This window comes from Pseudomonas sp. Kh14, assembly GCF_900291005.1.
Taxonomy (GTDB): Bacteria; Pseudomonadota; Gammaproteobacteria; order Pseudomonadales; family Pseudomonadaceae; genus Aquipseudomonas; species Aquipseudomonas alloputida.
The window spans coordinates 145,820-165,569 of record NZ_OLKJ01000028.1; the positions used below are offsets into that span (position 1 = coordinate 145,820).

Here is a 19,750-nt window from a genome sequence, read left to right on the forward strand (position 1 = left end):
TTGATATGGCTGAACAGGACCCGCAGGCCCCGATTAATGGGACCGACCGTCACATGGTCGAAAAAATGGTTGGCTACGGCATCACCGGCTTTGCGGATCACTTCCGCATGCTGAGCTACTGGCGTCGGCTGCTGGCGGGTGAGAACGACCCGGAAGAAATCGCTCAAGGCCTGGCAATGGCGCTTATGTCTGGGCGCTACATCCCTACGCCGCGGCCGACCCGAGCCCCGGCCATCACCATCAACGTGTCGGGAAACCTCGATCCGGAGGCGCTGGCAAGTGCAATCAAATCGGCGGTTGAGCAGGCCTTTGCCGGCCATCGCTGATCCTGAAACTCAATCCATAGAGGCCCGCTTTTGCGGGTTTCGTCTTTTCTGGAGATCCTTATGGCAGTCAAGAGAACAGCTGCGGATGACGCAGCTACGGACGCGGCCGCCTCCGCTGCTGAACCTGTCGCGCCGGCCTGCGTGTCCTTCACTGACAGCGCCTACACCTCGCGCTCGCTGTTCCTGCAGGCAGGCAACAATCTGCGCGAGTTCAACGTGCTGGCCGGCCGCGTGACCGTCCCGGCCGACGACGACGAGGCGCTGGCGTTCCTGAGCGGGCACGCTGACCTGCAGCGTCTGGACGGCTAACCATGATTGGCGTGGACCGGCGAACCGGCCAGCCACTTTCGGGCCTCGATCACCTGAAACAGTCGATTGAGGACATTCTGACCACCCCCTTGGGTAGCCGGCGCATGCGGCCTGAATACGGCAGCCACCTGCGCCGCTTTGTCGACCTGCCGGTTAACGAAGGCTGGAAAAGCGCTGTGCAGGCCGAGGTGGCCCGCGCCTTGGGCCGCTGGGAGCCGCGTGTCCAGCTGGAGCGCGTCAAGGTGATTTCCGTGCTCGATGGCCAGATTGGTCTGGAACTGACAGGCCAGTACCTGGGCAACTCGGCCGTCGTGGAGGTGAGCGCATGATTGACCTGTCTTTGCTGCCCCCGCCCGATGTGGTGGAAACCCTGGACTTTGAGACGCTGTATCAGGAGGTGCTGGGCATCTTCCGTGGCCACATGGGCGACCAGTGGACGGCGCTGTTGGAGTCTGAACCGGTCGTCAAGCTGATGGAGGTGATGGCCTACCGTGAGCTGCTGATGCGGGCGCGGGTCAACGCGGCGGCCAAGGCCAGCTTGCTTGCTTATGCCAAGGGGGCCGACCTGGACAACCGCGCCGCCGACTACAACGTGCGGCGGCTGACGATCCGCACGGCCGACCCCGATGCAGTGCCGCCGGTGGCGGCGGTGATGGAAGACGACGATGCGTTGCTCTATCGCACGCGGCTGTCGCTTGAGGCGCTATCGGTGGCCGGAAGTCGCGGGGCGTATGAGTACCATGCCCTAAGCGCTTCGGCCGAGCTGGCTAACGTTTCGGTCGACTCGCCCCGGTTTTCTGGGGTGGAGGTCGATGCCGCAGTTAAAGCGCTGCTGCCGGATGGAGCCATTGTAGTGGTCTGCGACTACGACGCCGGTCTGGCCAACCCGCTACCCGGCGATGTGTCGCTGGCCATCCTGCCCAGGCTGGACAGCACCACGCCGCCGGCGCAGCTGGTTGCCACGGCGCAGGCGGCGCTGTCGGCCGAAAGCGTGCGACCTGTCACTGATCGCCCGCGCGTGCAGATAGGCGCCCCGATCGACGTCAGGATTCAAGCCGTTCTGCATGTTAATGCGGGGCCTGATCCGGCGGTGGTCCAGGCGGCTGCCCGCAAAGGCCTGGACGCGGCCATTGCCAAGGCGCGAAGCCTGGAGGGGCAGCTGACGCTGTCGGCGATCTACGCGGCGTTACACGTAACAGGCATTAGCCAGGTTGATCTGGTGTACCCGACTGCAGGCATCGTGTGTGACAAGCGTCATTACCCCAACTGCACGTCAATCACGCTGACCACGAAGGTGGCGACGTGAGCCTGTTGCCGCATAACGCCACCCTGCTGGAGCGCTCGCTGGAGGCGGCCAGCGAGCAGGGCATTGACCCGGAAATCATCCGAGGCATTGCCGATTCGACGCGCTGCCCGCCGGACTTCCTGCCGTGGCTCGGTTGGGCCTGGAAGGTCGAAGGCTGGGAGGCGGCCAACACCACCGCCCAGCGCCGTGAGCTGGTCCACGAGGCGATTCCGGTCCACAAGACCAAGGGCACTGTCGGCGCGATCCGGCGGGTACTCAAGGCGGTGCGGGTCAACGCGGATTACAAGCCCTGGCACGAGATCCCGAACGCGGCCCCGTACACGTTCCAGCTCACCGCTTGGGCGAATGAGAACCGCGAGGGAGAGGGCTCGATTATCTCGCCGCAGTTGGGGGAGCGTTTGCGCGCTCTGGTCGACGCGGCAAAGAACGAGCGCAGCCACTACGAGTTTCGCCTGGGAGCGCGCTTCGATGGCGGTCTGTTGTTCGCCAATGTTGCCCGAGGGCGCGGCCTGCACCGCCTGAGCATGAATGCCCAAGCGGTGCAGATCGACGTGGCGGTGCAGGGCCTGCAGTTCGCCAATGCCACCCGGTCGCTCGGCGTGTCTCGGCGTTCTGTCGAGGCCCTTGGCGTGCCGATCAATGCTGAATCGGGCTTTGTGGTCGCCAGTGCGACCCGTGCCCTAGTCGTCGTGCGCAGCACGATGGAGGCTGTTCTATGAGTACCGCGTTACAACCTGTGATCACCAAGGTGGGGCTGGCGGCGATCCTGCGTGCCGATAACACCGGCATAGCAGCGCAGATCACCCATGTTGTCCTGGGCACCTCGGGCTACACGCCGTCGGCCGATCAGAAAAGCCTGGTTGCGCAAACGGCCAAGTACCCGATTGCCGGCGGAGAGCGCCTGAGTAGCACCTTGCTGCACCTGACCGCCCTGGCTGATGGCGACCGCGCTTTTTGGGTGCGGGAAATCGGCTTTCTGCTGAGCGACGGCACCCTGTTGGCGGTGTGGTCCGATTCATCCACCCCGCTGGCCTACAAGTCGGCGGACACCGACTTGCTGCTGGCCTATGACCTGTCGCTGGCGGCGCTGCCGGCGGACAGCGTGACGATCATCAGCAACGAGGCCGGGCTGAGCCTGAGCTTGGCCGGGCCGCTGGCTGCGCAGGCGCAGGCATTGATTGCCGAGCAGATGCGCGGCCTGCAGCGGCAAGACCAGTTAGACCAGCAAGGCCAATGGCAGCGCGTGGCGGGTGAGCAGCTTTCCCGCTTGCTGTCGCGCATGTCGGATGTGGAACGACGCCAGGAAGCCGACCGCGAAGGCCTGGCCAGCGGGGTTATCGGCAACGCCGCCGCAGTGGTGGCCGACCAACTGCGCGGCCTGCAGCGGCAGGATCAGCTGGATGTGCTGGCCGAGGCCTTGCGACGGGCCGGCGTAGTGCTCGACAACCATACGCAGCGTCTGCAGGCCGCAGAGCTGCGCCAAGACACCGACCGGGAAAACCTGTTGAGCGTGTCAATCAGCAACGCAGCGGCCGTCATCGCGCTGCAAACCTTAGTAAGCCAAAACACCTTTGGAGCATAAGACCCCATGAGTCTCGAATCTGATGTAGCCAACCTGGTCACGCAAACCAACAAGCTGATCGACTATTTCGGCACCAAGAAAAGCGAAATCGACAAGGCTGTCGCAGCGGCCATCGCCGCTGCGCCGGAAACCTCGCGCTCCTGGTATGTCGATCCGGTCAATGGCCTTGATACCAACCCCGGTACCCAGCTGTTGCCTTTCAAGACAATCAACAAGGCTATCGCGGTCACCCCGCCCAGCGGCGTTTGTACTGCATACGTCATGGACGACTACGACATGCCAGCCGGTATCGGCTCGCTGAACTCGGTTCTAATCCTGTCGGGCGTGGCGAAAAACGGTGTACGCCCGAAGCTCAAGCCCAAATATGTCACCAGCACCGACGCCAACAACGTCACCACCACCAACATGACCGGCCTCAACATGTATCTGGCATCGAACCTGATTTCGATCCGAGACATGGATATCTACCTGCCGTCTCCTGCAGGTTTCAATCCGGCGCCGAACAACGCCCGCGCTGGTTCGTTCTTCCGTGGCTTCTCTAGCGTGAACGTGCCTACCGTCTTCAACGTGTCGCTGGAAAACGTCGCGGTCACCATGGCGCCGGATTGGTTCGGCAACTTCATCGGCGTTACTGCGAGCAGCGTGATTCTGGCCACCACTAACGTGCAGTTCCCGAGTGGCTTCGCTGGCCGCTACGTCAGCAACGTGGCCGCCGGTGCCCTGGTGAAAGACCTCGGCCACGTCATGTCCAACCTCGCTTCCCTGTAATTCGGAGACCAAGCCCCATGCAAACCCGTAACTTGAGCATCGACTTTGGCGGCGTGTTCTACGCCGGTTACAACTACGAAAACCTGCCGCTCGGGGCGGCCCTGCTGGTTGCTGTGAGCCAGATCGATCAGGCGGCGGATGTGTCGCGCGCGACGGTGATCAATGACCCGTTGCGTGCCCTGGAGCACCAGCGCGCTGCCGATGAGGCCCGTGCATTCCAGCAGGCCGGTTATGTCGGCGAAACCCCGGCCTACGTCAAAGCCTGGGCCGATGCGGCAGATCTGGAGCCGCAAGCCGCTGCCGACAGCATTCTGGCCGAGGCCGAGGCCTGGAATCAGGCGCTGTTGAGCCTCCGCACCTTGCGCCTTAAAGGTAAGCAGGAAGTGCTCAGGGCTACCTCGCACGCCGAGGCCGAGACCATCACCGATGCGACCATTGCCGCCATCAAGGAAAGCGCGCAGGGCGTAGGCATCGACGCCTAAGCCTGGTTCTTCAGCCTGTAACCCCAAGGGCCGCTAAGCGGCTTTTTTTGTGCCTGGAGGGCACGCATGAATCGAACCCACTTCGAGCACGTCCTGGCGGCGTTGCTGATCATGGTCGCCCTGTGGGGCGTCCTAGCCTGGCTGGGCTTCCCCGCTGGCCACTGGGCCGGCGCCGCTGCCGGCATCTTCTTTTTCGCTGGTCGCGAGTACACCCAGGGCGAGCGCAACCTGGCGCACGTCGAGGCGGTGCATCTGGCCAATCTGCGCTGGTACGACGGCCTGCGCATCTGGCGATGGACCGTAGACGGTCGCCTCGACTTCTTCTGCCCTCTGGTGGCCTGCCTGATGGTGGCGCTGCTGGTCGAGGTGCTGCAGATCCTGCAGCGCTGACAGGTTTATTTCTCCCATCCTCGGGCCGCGCATGACGCGGCCCTGTGCTTCCTGGAGTTTCAAATGTCTGGTTTTTTTCACGGCGTTACCGTAACGAACGTCGACACCGGCGCGCGCAACGTCGCGTTGCCGTCGTCCTCGATCATTGGCTTGGTCGACACCTTCACCGAAGGCGCCGGCGCCACGGCCAAGGCCGGCGACCTGGTGCTGATCACCAACGAGCGTGAGGCGGTCGCCGCGTTCGGCGCGGCCTCGGCCATCACTAAGGCCTGCCAGGCCATCTATGCCCGCTCCAAGGCGGTGATCGTCGCTACCGGCGTGGCCAAGGTGGTCGACGGTGCCGCGCAAACCTCCGGGATCATTGGCGGCGTGCAGGCCAGCGGAAAGCGTACCGGACTGCAGGCGCTGCTCGATGGCAAAAGCCGTTTCAATGCGCAGCCGCGCTTGATCGTCGCGCCCAAGCACAGCGCGACCCAAGCGGTGGCCACCGCCATGCAGTCGATTGCGGAAAAGCTGCGCGCGGTCGCGATCATCGACGGCCCTGGCACCACCGACGAGGCGGCCACCACCTACGCCAAGTCGTTCGGCTCCAAGCGCCTTTACATGGTCGACCCCGGCGTGCAGCTGTGGGACACCACCACCAGCGCGACCATCGACGCGCCGGCCTCTGCCTGGGCTGCAGGCGTGTTTGCCTACACCGACAGCGAATACGGCTTCTGGTCGTCGCCGTCCAACAAAGAGTTTGTCGGCATCACCGGCACCACCCGTGCCATCGAGTACCTGGACGGCGACGAGACGTGCCGGGCCAACCTGCTGAATAACGCCAACATCGCGACCATCATCCGTGACGACGGCTTCCGCCTGTGGGGCAACCGCACGCTGTCGAGCGATTCGAAATGGGCGTTCGTCACCCGTGTGCGGACCATGGACATGGTCATGGACGCGATTCTGTATGGCCACAAGTGGGCGGTAGACCGGGGTATTACCTCCACCTACATCCGCGATGTGACCGAGGGCCTGCAGGCCTTCATGCGCGACCTGAAAGCCCAGGGCGCAATCATCAACTTCGAGGTCTACGCCGACCCGGTGCTCAACACGGCCAGCCAGCTCGAGCAGGGCAAGGTGTACTGGAACATCCGCTTTACCGACGTTCCGCCGGCTGAAAACCCGAATTTCCGTATCGAAGTCACCAATCAGTGGTTGACCGAAGTCCTCGACCAAGTCGCGTAAGGAGCGCATCACATGGCAATGATTCCCGAAATTCTGGCCAACATGAACCTGTTTGTGGACGGTGTCAGCTTCCAGGGCGATGTGCCCAGCCTGACCTTGCCCAAGCTCACGCTGAAGATGGAAGAGCACCGCCCTGGTGGCATGGACATGCCTATCGAGATGGACGTGGGCATGGAGAAGATGGAGTCCAACTTCACCACCACCGGCGTGCGTAAAGAGTCGCTGAAGTTTTACGGCCTGGCTGATGGCAACGCGTTCAACGGCACTTTCCGTGGATCGTTCAAGGGCCAGAAGGGGGAAACCAAGGCGGTCATCGTCACCCAGCGCGGCACCTTGAAAGAGCTGGATATGGGTGACTGGAAGCCGGGCGACAAGGCAGAGCTCAAGCACGCTGTGGCCCTGACCTATTACAAGCTGGAGGTCGCGGGTGAAGTCATCTACGAGATCGACCCGGCCGGCATGAAGCGCGTCATCAATGGCGTCGACCAATTGGCCAGCCAGCGCCGCGACCTCGGCCTGTAATCCCCCCCTGCCTTTCCCGCATTCCTTTTCGTATCAAGGACCCAAATCCATGGCCAAGCCACTGCCGAAATTCATCAAACTGGAAGCCGACCGCGTCACCGTAACGCTGACCAGCCCGGCCCAGCTCAACGGCGTTCAGCAAGACACCATCACTCTGCGGGCGCCAACTGTGCGCGATATCCGTAATTCGACCCAGACCTCGGACGGCGACGACGAGCAGCGCGAGCTGAACCTGTTCGCCTCCCTGGCCGACGTTCACGTCAAGGACCTGGAAGGCCTCACCTACAAGGACTACAACCGCCTGGCGACCGGTTACAACTTTTTGGTGCGAGACGACGAGCTTTAATCCCGCCACACAGAAGCAAGCAGCCAAGCGACTTGCGGCTGAGTTGAATTTCTCCGCCGCAGAGATCCTGACCATGTCCTACGCGGACATGGTCTGGTGGCTCACGGATTGAGCTTGCACAGGGGGCACCGATGGCAAGCAGGCTAGCGTTATCGCTGGTGATCGGGGGGGCTGTTGCCTCATCGGTAGGCGCAGCGTTCAAGACGGTCGAGAACGGCATCCAGAAGCTGGAAGCCAAAGGCAACAGGGCCAAGGTGCTGAAGAGCACCATTGGCGAAACCATCAAGCTGCGCGAAGAGTGGAAGCGTGCGCACGACAGCGGTGCTGCGGGTGCTGACAAACTGCAGCGCAAGCTGGACAGCAATCTGGATACCTTGCGCAAGCAGGGCATCGAGGTTGGTCGCCTCAGTCGTGAATATCAGCGGCTGGGGCGTGAGGCGAAGAGCGCCGATCTGCAGCTCAAGGGGCACCAGCAACTGCAGGCTGGCAAGGCCTCGATGAAGTCGAACATCGGCCAGGCCGTAGTTGCCACGGGCATGGCCGCAGTGCCGACGATGATCAGCGCGAATTATCAAGCGGTCATCCGTGACATTGCGATCAAGGCCGACATTGTCAACAAGCCGGAGGAGCGGCAGCTTACCCGGACGGTGATCGATACCGCCCAAGACACAGGCATGTCGCGCAACGATGTGGCTGACCTGGTCAACCAGCTGGTCGGCGCTGGCATGGAGCTGGACAAGGCGTTGTCGTATGCCCCGGTCGCGGCCAAGTTCGCGATTGGCCAGGGATCTTCGGGTGTCGACACTGCATCAATGATCCAGGCGCTGCAGCAAAACGCCAAGATCAGCGATCCGAAGGTGATGCAGCAGGCGCTGGAGGCGATCGCCTACCAAGGCCAGGCGGGTAGCTTCGAGGCCAGCGACATGGCCAAGTGGTTCCCGCAGTTGCTCGCCGGCATGGAGAAAAACGGGATCACCGGATTGGATGCGGTGACCTCGCTCGGCTCGATGTTGCAGGTGCAGATGAAGACCGCCGGCAGTTCGGACGACGCGGCGAACAACTTCAAGAACTGGATGGAGAAGATCGGTTCTGGCGAGGTGGTCAAGGCCTATAAGGACGCTGGCATTGATTACCAGTCGTCGCTGAATACCGGCCTGCAGAAGGGCATGAACGTCATTGAGGCGTCCATGGCCCTGGCCATGAAGTACGTCGAGGCAACCGATCCGGCGAAGGCCAAACAGATCGAGGCGGCCAAGGCCAAGATCGACAAGGAAGTCGACCCTGAGAAAGCCAAGGCCGCACTGGACGCGCTGGAAAAGACCCTGCGCACGGGCGATATCTTCGCCGACATGCAGGTCAAGGCGGCGTTGACTGCTTACGGGCAGAACAGAGGGTTGTATGAGGAACTCAAAGCCGACTCGCAAAAGGCTTCGGGCATCCTCGACAAGAACCTCGCCGAGCGCCGTGAAACCTCGGCGCAGCAGTGGGCCGAGACGGTCCAGGCGGCAGACGACGCAATGCGCAGCATTGGCGACGCTATCCGTCCGGCAACTGATATGGCGTCCAAAGGCCTGACTGCCGTCGCCCGTGGCATTACCTCGCTGTCTGACAGCTTCCCGGCTGTCGTCGCTGGCATAACCGGTACCGTGGCGGCCATCCTCGCACTCAAGACTGCATCCAGCGCATTCAAGATCGGGCGTGGTGTGTTGAACATCGCGCGCGGTCGAGGCTTGGAGAGGATGGCCGGCCGGGCGGGCCGTAGCGATCGTACGCCCATTGAGCAGCCTAAGACGGGCAGCAAAGTGGTCGATACCGGCCTTGGCCTGCTGGGAAAGGTGTTTGGAGCCACGCCGAAGGATGCGGCGCCGGCGAACGACCCGCTAGCAGGCCGTGATGACACGCAGCGGGTGTTCGTGGTCAATGCCGATGCATTTAGCGGGATCGGCAGTAGCGTCACAAACAGCGCCTCTGCTGCACCTGCCCGGGGTAGTCGTAGAAGCCGGCGCCGGGCTCGCAGACGAGAGGCAAGGCAAGCGTCCCCAGCACGGCCCGGGGTGAAGGTTGAGGCGCCCAAGTTGCCACTGGTGAAGCCCGCTATTCCAGTTACTGCGCCGAAGATGGTAGCCGGCGTTGAAGAGTTGGGAAGGGTTGCCCGCTCGGTGCGGGGCGTTACGCGTCTTGCCAAGCGACTGCCTGGCGGGAATGTGATTGACGCCGGTGTTGCTGCGATTGATGTCGCGATGAACGCCAGCTCTCAAGACGAGAAGGCAGAGGGGTACGGTGGTGCAGCTGGCAGCCTTGCGGGAACGCTTGCCGGCGCGGCTGCTGGGGCGGCCATCGGTTCGGTGGTACCGGTCATAGGTACTGCAGTAGGTGGCGCAATCGGCGCTGTACTGGGTGGCATGGGTGGCGAGTCGCTCGGCGGGTGGCTGGGTAAGCGCTGGTTTGGCGATGAACAACCCGAGTCCGAGGCCACGGCGAAGCCGGAAAGTCCGCCGGCGCATGAGGAGGCGGTACAGGTAACCTTGGCACCGGCGCAGAAGGACAAGCCAGATCCCAAGGCTGTTAACTCGGCCCCCTTGCCTGCAGCGCCGAAGGCTGCTCTTGTAACGGCGGTTGTGATCGACAACCGTGAGCCTGTTACCCAGCCAGTGCCGGCGGCGCCGGTACCGGCCCTGGGTGGCACGGTGCACAACGTAGCACCCCCGGTGCCGGCCAAGTCTGAGGTGTGGTATGACCCACTAGATCCGGCGTCCAAAGACCCGTACGTGGTGCCCGCCCCGACGGCCAACGAGGTGCGCTTACCGGGGGCGGCTCTGGTGCGGTCGCCGGCGCAGCCAGAGCCTCAACCTGAGGCCGCGCCGATTGTGCAGGAGCCGCCGCCGAAGTTGGGCGACACCGTGCGAGCCGTGGCCATCCCGGCCCCGACTGAGTCTGAGGTGTCGTATGACCCGCCGGACCCATCGACCAAAAAACCGTACGTGGTGCCCGCGCTGACGGCCAGCAAGGCGCGTATCCCGGGTGCGGCACCGGTGCGGCCACCGGTGCCGCCCGAGCCTCAACCCGAGTCGGTGCCGATCCTGCAGGAGCCACCGGCGAAGCTAGGCGACACGCTCCGCGCGGTGACCGCTTCGGCGCCGGCGCAACCTGAGCCTGTGGTCGAGCCTGAACCAGCGCCGGTGCTGCAGGAGCTTCCGAGGTTGGGCAAAACGGTGCGAGCGATGTCCACCCCGGCCCCTGCGGAGCCTGAAGCGTTCGACCCCGCATCCAAGGATCCGTACCTGGTACCGGCATTGACGGCAAACAAGTTGCGTGTTCCGGGTGCGCCGCCGGCGCAACCTGACCCTGTGCCTGGACCAGTGCTGCAGGAAGCGCCGAAGTTGGGCAACTCAGTGCGAGCCGTAGCTACACCAGCGCCGACTGCGCCTGCAGTGTCGTATGACGCGCGCGACCCCGAGTCCAAGGATCCCGACCTGTTGGCGGCGTTGACGGTCAACAAGGTGCGTTTCCCGGGGGCAGGCCTGGTGCCACCGCAAGCCCAACCGCAACCGGTGCCGGTGAAGCTGGGCGAAACGGTACGCGAGGTCCCTGCTAAATCAGCGCCGGTGCCTGTGGTGATCGATAGTCGCGAACGTAGGCCCGCCGCCGATGGCGCACCTTCGCCACCTGTCCCACCGTTGGCAACGCTGCCGGCCGGTTTCGGGGATGTGGTGCGTGACATGGTTGTCAAGTCGGCACCGTTGCCACCTCGGGTGCTCGAACTGGCTCAGCCAGCCAAAGCGGCTGAGCCTGTGGTGGTATCGGCGCCGAAGGTGGATCAGGCGTTTTCGTTCTCGCCAACCATCAAGATTGACGTGCAGGGCGATGTGAAAGACCCGTCGCAGGTTGTCCGTGAAATCGAGACGCCTCTGCGCCGGCTGTTTGAGGCTTGGCAGCGCGAAGCATCGGCGCGCATGGCGTCGGCTCAACTGTTCGACCAACCGCATGTTTAAGGAGGGCCTATGGCCTACATGGAGCAACTGGAGTCTTCCCTGTCCGGGCTGGTTTCAGCGGGGGAGGCCGGGCGCAAGGGGGTGGATGGCATGCTGTCCCCACTCAATAGCGCTGTCGGCAGCATCACGGGGGCCGCCTCGGAGCTGGAAAACGTCCCGTTCGTGGGGCCTGAGGCCGGTGCGAAGCTTGGCCGGATAGTGCGCAGTATCAACGTGGCACAGTCTCAGGTGGGGCAGGTGGCTTCGATGTATAGCCGAGGAGTCACCGGCGCTACTCAGGTGCAGGAGCGGCTCGGTACTTTCAAACAAATGGCGGCCAAGGTCACAGCACAGGCCGGCCGGGTGGCGGGGCTGGTCAGCCCGTCACTGTCCAACGTGCTACCGACCGGCGGGCTGCTGGGTTCGGCCACTCCGTTACCTGAGGCGGTCGCTCCTTACCCGCACTTGCTGATCATCCAGCCGCACGATCCGAAGAAACAGCCGTATTACTTCAACCTGGGCACCGCCGCCTTTGATGAGTTGAGGCGTCAGACGTCGTTCCGTTGGGCTGGCCAAGAGCGTCTGCGGCGGAGCGTCGCCCAGCAGGCAGTGGGCTTGGGCGAGGACAAGATAACGCTCAAGGGCGCGATCTTCCCCCACCACAAAGGTGGCATCAAGCAACTGGGCGTGCTGCGTAGCATCGGTCGCAACCTGCAAGCGCTGAAGCTGGTCACGGGGTACGGCGAGGTGCTGGGCGATTGGTGCCTGGTCAATATCGAAGAGGAGCAAAGCCACCTGCTGGCTGGTGGCATCCCCCGTAAACAGGCCTTCAACCTGGAATTTGTGAGCTATGGCAACGACCTGCAGAACGTCTGACGGAGATCTGCTCGATGTGATCTGTCAGCACCATTACGGGAATCTCAATGGCACGGTCGAGGCAGTGCTCGATGCCAACCCAGATTTAGCCAGGGAGGCACAGCCTTACCGCGCCGGCCTGCTGATAATGCTGCCCGATCTGTCGGCGCCGGCGGTCGAGCTACTGCAGCTGTTCGACTGATCCCGCGCTATGCGTAACGAAGCCCCGCCCCGTGCGGGGCTTCCTGTTTCTGGAGTAAGCATGAAACCGACGTATCGAATCATCGCGGACCGCAAGGAAATCACCGCGCTGATCAATGACCGCTTGCTGTTGCTGCGGATCTCGGACAAGCCTGGCATGGAGTCGGATGAGTTTGAGCTGCGCATTGACGATCGCGACCAGGTAGTTGCGTTGCCTGCCCGGGGTGGTGTGGTGGAGGTTCTACTGGGCTACGAGGGGCAACCGCTAAAGCGCATGGGCGCCTATACGGTCGACGAAGTGCAGTTGTCTGGTCCGCCTGATGAGCTGACCATTCGCGGCAAGGCCAGCGACATGCGTGGCAGCGGTAAGACCACCCGTAGCGGCAGCTGGGAGAATGTGCCGCTGTCCGAGATTGTCACTGAAATCGCCAAGCGCAACGGCTGGGAAGTGGTGTGCCCGGTCACGACGAAGGTAGAGCGGATCGATCAGCGCAACGAGTCGGACTTCAACTTTGTCACGCGCTTGGCGCGGCAGTACGACAGCACGGCCAAGGTTGCCCAAGGCAAGCTGCTGGTGATGCCCCGGCAGGGTGGGAAGAGCGCTTCGGGCAAGTCACTGCAGGTCATCACCGTCAACAAGACGGACGTCTCCCGCTACCAGTTCCGGCTAAGCGACCGCAGCACGCAGAAAGCCGTGAAAACCCAGCACCAGGATCAGAAAACCGGTGCTTTGAAAGTGGTCCAGCTGGACAACGACGAATCGCCGGACGGCCTGCCCCCGGTTCACACCGACCGCCATATCTACCCCAACGAGACTGCTGCCACACAGGCCGCCAAGGCGCGGCTGGCCGCGTTCAACCGCAGCACCGCCGGCGTGCGCCTGGAGATGGCGGGCCGGCACGACCTGTTCGCGGAGTGCATGGTGAATGCCCAGGGCTTCAAGGTGGGGCTCGATGGCGAGTACCTGGTGGAAAGCGTGGAGCAAGTGTTCACGGCCAGCGGGTGGACGACGACCGTGGAGTGTAACGGCGGCAAGAAGGGCAAGGCCAAGGCCTCAGGCAAGAAAAAGAAAGACGACAAGCCGCTCAAGGTTGAGCAGCTTTAACCCTCATGGCCGCACACGGCCATCACTGGAGAAATCAATGGCTATCTCAGTTCAACAGTTGCAACAGATCCTCCCCAACGCCGGCCGAAAAGCCGGCGTTTTTGTTCCTGGCCTCAACGCAACCATGGGCAAGTACTCGATCATCACCCCTCGGCGTATGGCGGCGTTCCTTGCGCAAGTCGGCCATGAGTCGGGCCAACTGCAGTATGTGCGAGAGCTCGGTAACGATGCCTACTTGGCCAAGTACGACACCGGGCGGCTGGCGGAGCGCCTTGGCAATACTCCGGCGGCTGACGGCGACGGTCAGCGGTACCGTGGCCGTGGGCTCATTCAGATCACCGGCCGGGACAACTACGAAGCCTGCAGCGAAGCGCTGTTCGGTGACAGCCGCTTGCTCAACACCCCCGACCTGCTCGAGCAGCCCGTCTACGCCTCGCTGTCGGCCGGCTGGTACTGGCAGCGGGCAGGGCTCAATAGCCTCGCTGACAAGGTGCTGCAGGCCGATGACTCGGTGTTCGAGCTGATCACGCGCCGTATCAATGGTGGCCTGAACGGATTGAAGGATCGCCAGGCGCTCTACAAGCGTGCGCTGGAGGTGCTGCAGTAATGCCGCTGAATTGGCGTATCGCACTTCTGGCCGTGGCGATCGGGCTCTATGCCGGCGGGCGTGGGGCGTGGGTTTGGCAGGCCAGCGAGTACGGAAAGCGGTTGGCTGACCAGGCTGCAGATTATGTCCAGCAGTTGGCAGATAAGGATCGGGCTTACGGTCGTGAGCGTGAGGAAGCTGCAGCTGCAGCCCTGGAGCATTTGGCTGAACAGAAAAGTCAGCGCAAAGACCTGGAGGATCGCCTGCAGGAGCAGGGCAAAACACATTGGAAGGAGATGAACGATGCACAACAGATTCAAGCTCGCCTGCGTGACAGGCTGGCTACTAGTGACTTGCGGCTGTCAGTCCTTGTCGACGCCGGAGCCTTTGCCGCCCCGGGTAGTGACCGTGGGGTGCGAGAAGCCGCCGGCACCGGAGGCGTGGTTCATGGAGCCGTTCGCGCCCAACTTGACCCAGCGCATGCTCAACGAATTGTCGGCATCACCGACGACGGTGACCGAGGACTGATCGCACTGAAGGCCTGCCAGGCCTACGTCCGCGAAGTCATCAAATGAAAAGAGGCGAGCCGGGTGGATGCGCCAACATCCAGCTCGGCCCGCCGAACCCGCAGACCCTTCCTGCAAGTCCAGCCGTGGCCTCTGCCTTGTGCACAAAGCGCGGCGAGCCTAACACCTGTTTATCCATACAGTAAAGACTTGCATACCTATGACCTCTCCAATTATTCCCTGGATGGGTGGCAAACGCCGCCTGGCCGACCGCTTGATCCCCCTCTTTCCCCCTCATGAGTGTTACGTTGAAGTCTTCGCCGGCGGTGCCGCATTGTTCTTCATGCGTCCTCAGCCCGCCCCAGTGGAGGTGCTGAACGATCTCAACGGTGACCTGGTCACCCTCTACCGCGTTGTGCAGAACCACCTGGAAGAGTTCGTGCGCCAGTTCAAATGGGCGCTCAGCTCCCGGCAGATCTTCGAGTGGCAGAAGATGACGCGCCCTGAAACCTTGACCGACATCCAGCGCGCCGCCCGGTTCTTCTACCTTCAGCAGCACGCGTTTGGTGGCAAGGTCACTGGGCAAACGTTCGGTACCGCCACCACTGGGCCGGCCATCAACCTGCTGCGCATCGAGGAGAACCTTTCCGCCGCCTGGCAGCGTCTCGCCGGCACCTACGTCGAGAACCTGTCCTGGCTCGCCTGCGCCGAGCGCTACGATCGAGCGCACACGTTCTTCTACATGGATCCGCCGTACTGGCAGACCGCCGGCTATGGCGTGGATTTCCCGTTCGAGGAGTACGAGCGCATGGCCGAATTCATGCGTCGGTGCAAGGGCAGGGTGATGGTCAGTATCAATGACCACCCGGAAATCCGGCGTACTTTCGACGGCTTCCACTTCGAATGTCTGGATATCCGCTACAGCAATACAAACCAGCGACAAGGCAAGGCAGAAGTTACGGGCGAGCTGGTGACCATGAACTGGCAACCTTCCTCACTAGGCGGCTTGTTCTAGAACTTTGATGCGACGGAGCAGTAAGAACAGTGCCAAGTACACTGGTATCGCTCCGTCTATTTCACGGTAGAAAATTATTTCGAGAGTGTATAGCAGTCGGTGGTGGCTGTTTGGATTAGATCGGATTCAGTAATTCTAATGGCTAGGCTGTATGTTCTGAAGAGTTTTTCGATTTGAGCTCTTAGTTCTTTATTTGAAAGTTTGTCTTCTAGGCCTAGTTCGGAGTCGTAATGTGTTAGGTGCAGGCTCCGAGCATTGGATATTTTGCTGGGAGGCGGCGGCGCGAGGACGACCCTATGAATAAAGCTGTTTAGGTCCTTAATCCTTAGCTGCTGGTAATGTTGGTCGTTAATCGTGCTTTGGTTGTGTTTGTAGGAGAATTTGATTTTATTACTGTCCGGCCAAAGCATAAAGCGGACCTCGTTTTCGTAACTGAAGTGCAGCGCCTTAGAGAAGTAAGGGCGCATTACTAGATCGTCTTCATGAAACTGCGAGGTTCGATGGTCGAGATATTCAATTTTGTTGATAGTAAGATTATAACCTTCGGCGATCTCTAGGTTGTCCACAACGGCACCGACAGTGGTCTCGATGCATACTGATTTCCCTAGTGTGATTGCACATTCTTGACAGCCGTTTTCATGGCGACAGTTGCTCCCGGAGCTTCCGTATAGCTGCCACATTGCTTGGCATTCATGTCTTAAATCAGTCCAGCAGCTAGCATAAAGCCATGAGGTGATGTTCTTTATGAACGCGTCGCCATCTATCTTCTTTTGGTGACCAAGAATCGAAGGGAAAGTTTCATCAAGGATTGCGGTACTGATGCTTACTAGAGTGTTAGATTCTTCTACCGTGCGGGGAGCGGTCCCTGGCCATCTCTGGATGGCTAGGTCAAGGACGGAGACTGAATTGCTGATATTGTGGTAATTTCGTCTATTTATGCCGCCTTCCAGATGGTCCTCAAATTTGTCGAATCGTGAAAAATAGAGTGATTGGTTTTTTATTAGTCGTTCGAGATTTTCATAGGATAAGTAGCGTTTAATTATTGTGTTTCTAGGAATTTCAATCTTCACTTGTCCCATTCGAATGCTCCAAAATATCTGGCTTGTTAGTTAAGGGGCGCGTGGTGGGCATTGGCGTGCAGAGCTAGAATAGACCAAAGCAAGCGGTTGCTGAAGCCTATTTGGGGTGGATGTTTACAGATAGAACGCTTTTATTCGAGACTGCAGGACGAGCATGAGCAATTGAGCTGGATCTATGACTCGCCCGATGGGTGAATCTTTCGATGCCAGCTAAACACGGAGTGGTCGGAGTATTTTACGGTTGTGGGTCGGCGTCCAGCTTGGCCAACCCTCTGACTTGTGACGTTGTCGATAAGCTCTCTAAACGCTAGATGTCGGGGCGAGCGAGGCCCGCCCCATACAGCACAATCGGGGTATTTTTATATCAGCTCGGACAATGCTTTTGCTTTGCCTCGTGCTACATCTTTTTCGTAACTGCGGCGAAGTTTTCCACGCAACTCCCGAATTTTCGCAGGGCTCTTCAAATCGCCTTTGTAGTCGAACTGATCGCCTGCGCTTTCTACTTCAAAGTTTAGGTCAATGATTAGGGAGTCTAAAACTTCTTCGATGGACTCTAAGAACTTATTAAGGTTTTTCGAATCAAAAAGGGTTTTTGGGTGTTTAATGATTTCAGTTGATTGTGCGTCGGAGCGCATGAGGTCTGCAATTGTCGACAGTAAAAAAAATCTTGTCAGTCCGTATTTGGAGAGCGGTTTGTATTTGATTTTTTCGGTTGCTCGAATAATTACTTCCATGATTTTTTGCAAGAAGATTATTCTGTGTGCTGTCACGGCGGGTCTTGCAAAAATATCGTTATATTTGTCATCAAATAGTTTGTAAACCTGATGGCATGACTCGGGCTCTAAAAGGTCAAACGCCAAGAGTAGGCGACCGGCTTCCTCGTTAGTGATTATTTCCTTGCCAGCCTTTATTTCTTGACCGCGCTTGATTTCATAGGCGTATGCGCCCCCTTCTACTTTTTGGAATTCTTCAAGTAGTCGAACTTGGACCTCGTTGTTTGACTTGAGGTCCCTAGGTTTGATGGCGTTCTGATTGTTGCTGTTAATCGTGATTTTTTTGGCAAGCGTTGGATCTTCGATTTTTATGATCTTCGCAAGAACTCGCAAATCTTGGCTTAGATGGTCCATCGATTTTCTGAATGTTGAGATGCTTTGAGCGCCATTAACGACTACATAGTTCGTGATTACAAGCGTCTCGCCGTCAGGGTGTGCGTCGGTGCACAGGATCGTTACACCGTTATGATAAAGGGTAAAGTTTTCGTGCTCGGATTTGTCTAAAACACTCTCGCGCAACGCCTTGTTGACCTTAGTGTTGCCGAGCGAATGACGTACGTTCTGCGAAAATAAGGATCCGTCGTCAATGCCCGCTAGCTTAACAAGTTCGACGGCTTGAACTGGAAGTATGTAGGTTACTACTTCGGAGCCAGTATTGATTGTCATTGGTGAAACGTAGGATGTATCGAAGGAAAATGAACCTTGAACACCTGCCTCTTTGTTTATGTCGATGTATTCGCTAGCGATAACGTTTCGATCATAAACCCTCATTGCATTGTGCTGCTTTAAGAATTCCTCGCCGTTGACGTCCAGTGGTTGGTTGCAGATAAAAGCACCAATTACCGTATAGCCGTTGGCGATAAGCTCCTTAATTTTATTTCGGGTGAGGGCGGTCTTGAGTTCTTGGTTTGCGCCCCCGTCTAAAAGGGCTTGTACCGATTCAGGGGTGTCAAGTTGGCTTATGGTTCCTGCAAGCTCGCGCAGGGGCGCATCGCCGATCGAAGATTCTTTTTGTTTTAGTTTTCCCTGTAGGATAATTATTTCTTGCTTTGTGTGATCAACATAAATTCCATCGATGCCCCGATCGTTAGGCCGGTCACACACAGCGTCGTCGGCATCGACTGGATCAAGCCTGAAAATATTCTCCAAAAACCAGTTCAGGAACGCTATGGATTCGCCCCTCCCTTTTGCCTCGTATGTGCCGAGTATTTTTTGAAGGCTGGGGTACTTAAGTTCGTCTGGAGTCATAGCGCGTCCTCTGCAAGCCAGGGTGTTGCGAGCGAGCTTATCCTAATCGCCGGTGACAGTGAATCTAGGTTTGTGGGGTAATCTGGGTTGTGCGGATCTGGAGCCCAGTCCTACGCAGCCTAGGAACGGCTCCATAACATTCGGGTGATCCAAAATTTGTATGCTTGCATGTCTATGGCTTTGTAAGCCGGCCTTTGTATATGCTGCTTGCGATAGAGCGTGCCCAATCCATTATCGGCGCTGATCATCTCTAGATTCTGTCTGCGGTGCGCTGAAGCCGGCGCTGCCTGCGCGATTGCTCATGTCCGTAAGCGTTCTACCCCGGATGAAATTGCCTCAGCATGGGTATCGAGGGTCGCTAACGCGGCCATGACGTTTTCATGTATGTGGACTGAGCCGCGATGGCTTACCCATAGCGAGAGCTCCTCCAGAGCCGCTCTGATGGCGACCTGGTTCAGATGCAACAACTCAAGGGTGTCGGCTGTGGTTGATGCTTGGTCATCCATGCGCATGCTCCAGATACGGGAATTCTTAGGGCAATTTTAGGGCAAATCCTAGGGCGTGTGAGGCCTATACAGGCCGTCCGCTAAAGCCAGAATTGTCGTTTGTGCTGGCCTCCAGAGGCCTACCGAGACTCCCGGGCGGGTTCAAATCCCTATCCCGTTTGTTAGGCTCCGTGCAGCTGCGGTTCGGCTATCGTGGAAGGTTGTAGCGTTGAAAAAAGGCGAGCCGGGTAGCTCAGCTAAAGTCCGGTTGGCCCGCCTAACCTTTGATCGCTCTATTATTCGATCAAGTGGTAGTCGCCTCTGGTTCTGGGATCAGCTGTAGCGCCTCGGCAGTCATCAGAACGCAGGGGAGGGTGCCCAGGGAAGAAAATGAGCCCTTCCGCTTCAAGAGCAAAAGCGAGCGCCTGCATTGTGACGCGCCGCAGCTCATTCCCGAGCTCGACTCTACGGATCGCTTCTGGCGAAACGCCCGAACGAAATGCCAGTGCTTCTACACTCCATTCAAGGGCTAGGCGTGAAGGTTCGCAGTGCTCTGAACGGAACCCTAAGGGAAGGTCGGCGAAAAATTCTTCCATTTCTTTCGGGATCCCTTCTTCCTTGGTCTGTATCGGGAAGCTAATGATGTCGGCCGTCATGGTCACTAC

23 protein-coding genes are annotated in these 19,750 nt (G+C 59.6%); 19 read left to right on the plus strand and 4 right to left on the minus strand.

What is annotated here, in order from left to right:
* Positions 1-5: 5 nt before the first annotated feature.
* From FQ668_RS14465 to FQ668_RS14555, 19 genes are all read left to right on the plus strand, one after another.
* Complete coding sequence (locus tag FQ668_RS14465) at positions 6-326, plus strand: hypothetical protein (RefSeq protein ID WP_056804588.1); 321 nt, start codon at positions 6-8, stop codon at positions 324-326.
* Positions 327-467: 141 nt separating this feature from the next.
* A complete protein-coding gene (locus FQ668_RS14470; protein ID WP_256677201.1) occupies positions 468-635 on the plus strand; it encodes a hypothetical protein in 168 nt (55 codons plus the stop codon).
* A 2-nt stretch (positions 636-637) separates the two neighbouring features.
* On the plus strand, positions 638-964 hold the full coding sequence (locus FQ668_RS14475) for a GPW/gp25 family protein (RefSeq protein WP_144180351.1): 327 nt from the start codon (positions 638-640) through the stop codon (positions 962-964).
* Positions 961-1,941, plus strand: a complete 981-nt coding sequence (locus tag FQ668_RS14480) for a baseplate J/gp47 family protein (RefSeq protein ID WP_144180353.1) — start codon at positions 961-963, stop codon at positions 1,939-1,941. Before FQ668_RS14475 ends, FQ668_RS14480 begins: the two co-directional genes overlap by 4 nt.
* A complete protein-coding gene (locus tag FQ668_RS14485) occupies positions 1,938-2,660 on the plus strand; it encodes a phage tail protein I (protein WP_088512442.1) in 723 nt (240 codons plus the stop codon). The genes FQ668_RS14480 and FQ668_RS14485 overlap by 4 nt, the downstream gene beginning before the upstream one ends.
* Positions 2,657-3,523, plus strand: coding sequence for a phage tail protein (locus FQ668_RS14490; RefSeq protein ID WP_144180355.1), 867 nt, complete (start codon positions 2,657-2,659; stop codon positions 3,521-3,523). The genes FQ668_RS14485 and FQ668_RS14490 overlap by 4 nt, the downstream gene beginning before the upstream one ends.
* Positions 3,524-3,529: 6 nt before the next feature.
* Positions 3,530-4,291 (plus strand): hypothetical protein, encoded by a 762-nt coding sequence (locus FQ668_RS14495; RefSeq protein WP_144180357.1) that lies wholly within the window; start codon positions 3,530-3,532, stop codon positions 4,289-4,291.
* A 17-nt stretch (positions 4,292-4,308) separates the two neighbouring features.
* The gene (locus tag FQ668_RS14500; RefSeq protein WP_144180359.1) at positions 4,309-4,773 is read left to right on the plus strand and encodes a hypothetical protein; all 465 of its coding nucleotides are present in this window, start codon (positions 4,309-4,311) and stop codon (positions 4,771-4,773) included.
* Positions 4,774-4,839: 66 nt separating this feature from the next.
* Entirely contained in the window at positions 4,840-5,163 is a 324-nt protein-coding gene (locus FQ668_RS14505) for a hypothetical protein (protein WP_144180361.1), read from the plus strand.
* Between the two features lie 63 nt (positions 5,164-5,226).
* Positions 5,227-6,393 (plus strand): phage tail sheath family protein, encoded by a 1,167-nt coding sequence (locus FQ668_RS14510; protein WP_144180363.1) that lies wholly within the window; start codon positions 5,227-5,229, stop codon positions 6,391-6,393.
* 12 nt (positions 6,394-6,405) lie between these two features.
* Positions 6,406-6,915: a phage major tail tube protein gene (locus FQ668_RS14515; RefSeq protein WP_088512436.1), complete on the plus strand. Its 510-nt coding sequence runs from the start codon at positions 6,406-6,408 to the stop codon at positions 6,913-6,915.
* Between the two features lie 49 nt (positions 6,916-6,964).
* Positions 6,965-7,261, plus strand: a complete 297-nt coding sequence (locus tag FQ668_RS14520; protein WP_098090186.1) for a phage tail assembly protein — start codon at positions 6,965-6,967, stop codon at positions 7,259-7,261.
* A 131-nt stretch (positions 7,262-7,392) separates the two neighbouring features.
* Complete coding sequence (locus FQ668_RS14525) at positions 7,393-11,253, plus strand: phage tail tape measure protein (protein WP_144180365.1); 3,861 nt, start codon at positions 7,393-7,395, stop codon at positions 11,251-11,253.
* A gap of 9 nt (positions 11,254-11,262) precedes the next feature.
* On the plus strand, positions 11,263-12,108 hold the full coding sequence (locus FQ668_RS14530) for a phage tail protein (RefSeq protein ID WP_144180367.1): 846 nt from the start codon (positions 11,263-11,265) through the stop codon (positions 12,106-12,108).
* Positions 12,083-12,289, plus strand: coding sequence for a tail protein X (locus FQ668_RS14535; protein WP_064490571.1), 207 nt, complete (start codon positions 12,083-12,085; stop codon positions 12,287-12,289). Before FQ668_RS14530 ends, FQ668_RS14535 begins: the two co-directional genes overlap by 26 nt.
* Before the next feature lie 60 nt (positions 12,290-12,349).
* Complete coding sequence (locus tag FQ668_RS14540) at positions 12,350-13,393, plus strand: phage late control D family protein (protein ID WP_144180369.1); 1,044 nt, start codon at positions 12,350-12,352, stop codon at positions 13,391-13,393.
* A 37-nt stretch (positions 13,394-13,430) separates the two neighbouring features.
* Entirely contained in the window at positions 13,431-14,000 is a 570-nt protein-coding gene (locus FQ668_RS14545; RefSeq protein ID WP_144180371.1) for a glycoside hydrolase family 19 protein, read from the plus strand.
* A complete protein-coding gene (locus FQ668_RS14550; protein ID WP_144180373.1) occupies positions 14,000-14,554 on the plus strand; it encodes a lysis system i-spanin subunit Rz in 555 nt (184 codons plus the stop codon). Before FQ668_RS14545 ends, FQ668_RS14550 begins: the two co-directional genes overlap by 1 nt.
* A gap of 151 nt (positions 14,555-14,705) precedes the next feature.
* A complete protein-coding gene (locus FQ668_RS14555; protein ID WP_144180375.1) occupies positions 14,706-15,500 on the plus strand; it encodes a DNA adenine methylase in 795 nt (264 codons plus the stop codon).
* Positions 15,501-15,574: 74 nt separating this feature from the next.
* Here the strand turns inward: FQ668_RS14555 and FQ668_RS14560 are convergent, their stop codons facing one another.
* The 4 genes from FQ668_RS14560 to FQ668_RS14575 all read right to left on the minus strand — a co-directional run bounded on the left by FQ668_RS14560 (position 15,575) and on the right by FQ668_RS14575 (position 19,741).
* A complete protein-coding gene (locus FQ668_RS14560) occupies positions 15,575-16,579 on the minus strand; it encodes a hypothetical protein (protein WP_144180377.1) in 1,005 nt (334 codons plus the stop codon).
* A 359-nt stretch (positions 16,580-16,938) separates the two neighbouring features.
* Complete coding sequence (locus FQ668_RS14565; protein WP_144180379.1) at positions 16,939-18,600, minus strand: AIPR family protein; 1,662 nt, start codon at positions 18,598-18,600, stop codon at positions 16,939-16,941.
* A 299-nt stretch (positions 18,601-18,899) separates the two neighbouring features.
* Entirely contained in the window at positions 18,900-19,106 is a 207-nt protein-coding gene (locus tag FQ668_RS14570; protein WP_144180381.1) for a hypothetical protein, read from the minus strand.
* 275 nt (positions 19,107-19,381) lie between these two features.
* Positions 19,382-19,741, minus strand: coding sequence for a helix-turn-helix transcriptional regulator (locus tag FQ668_RS14575; protein ID WP_256677202.1), 360 nt, complete (start codon positions 19,739-19,741; stop codon positions 19,382-19,384).
* Positions 19,742-19,750: the final 9 nt, after the last annotated feature.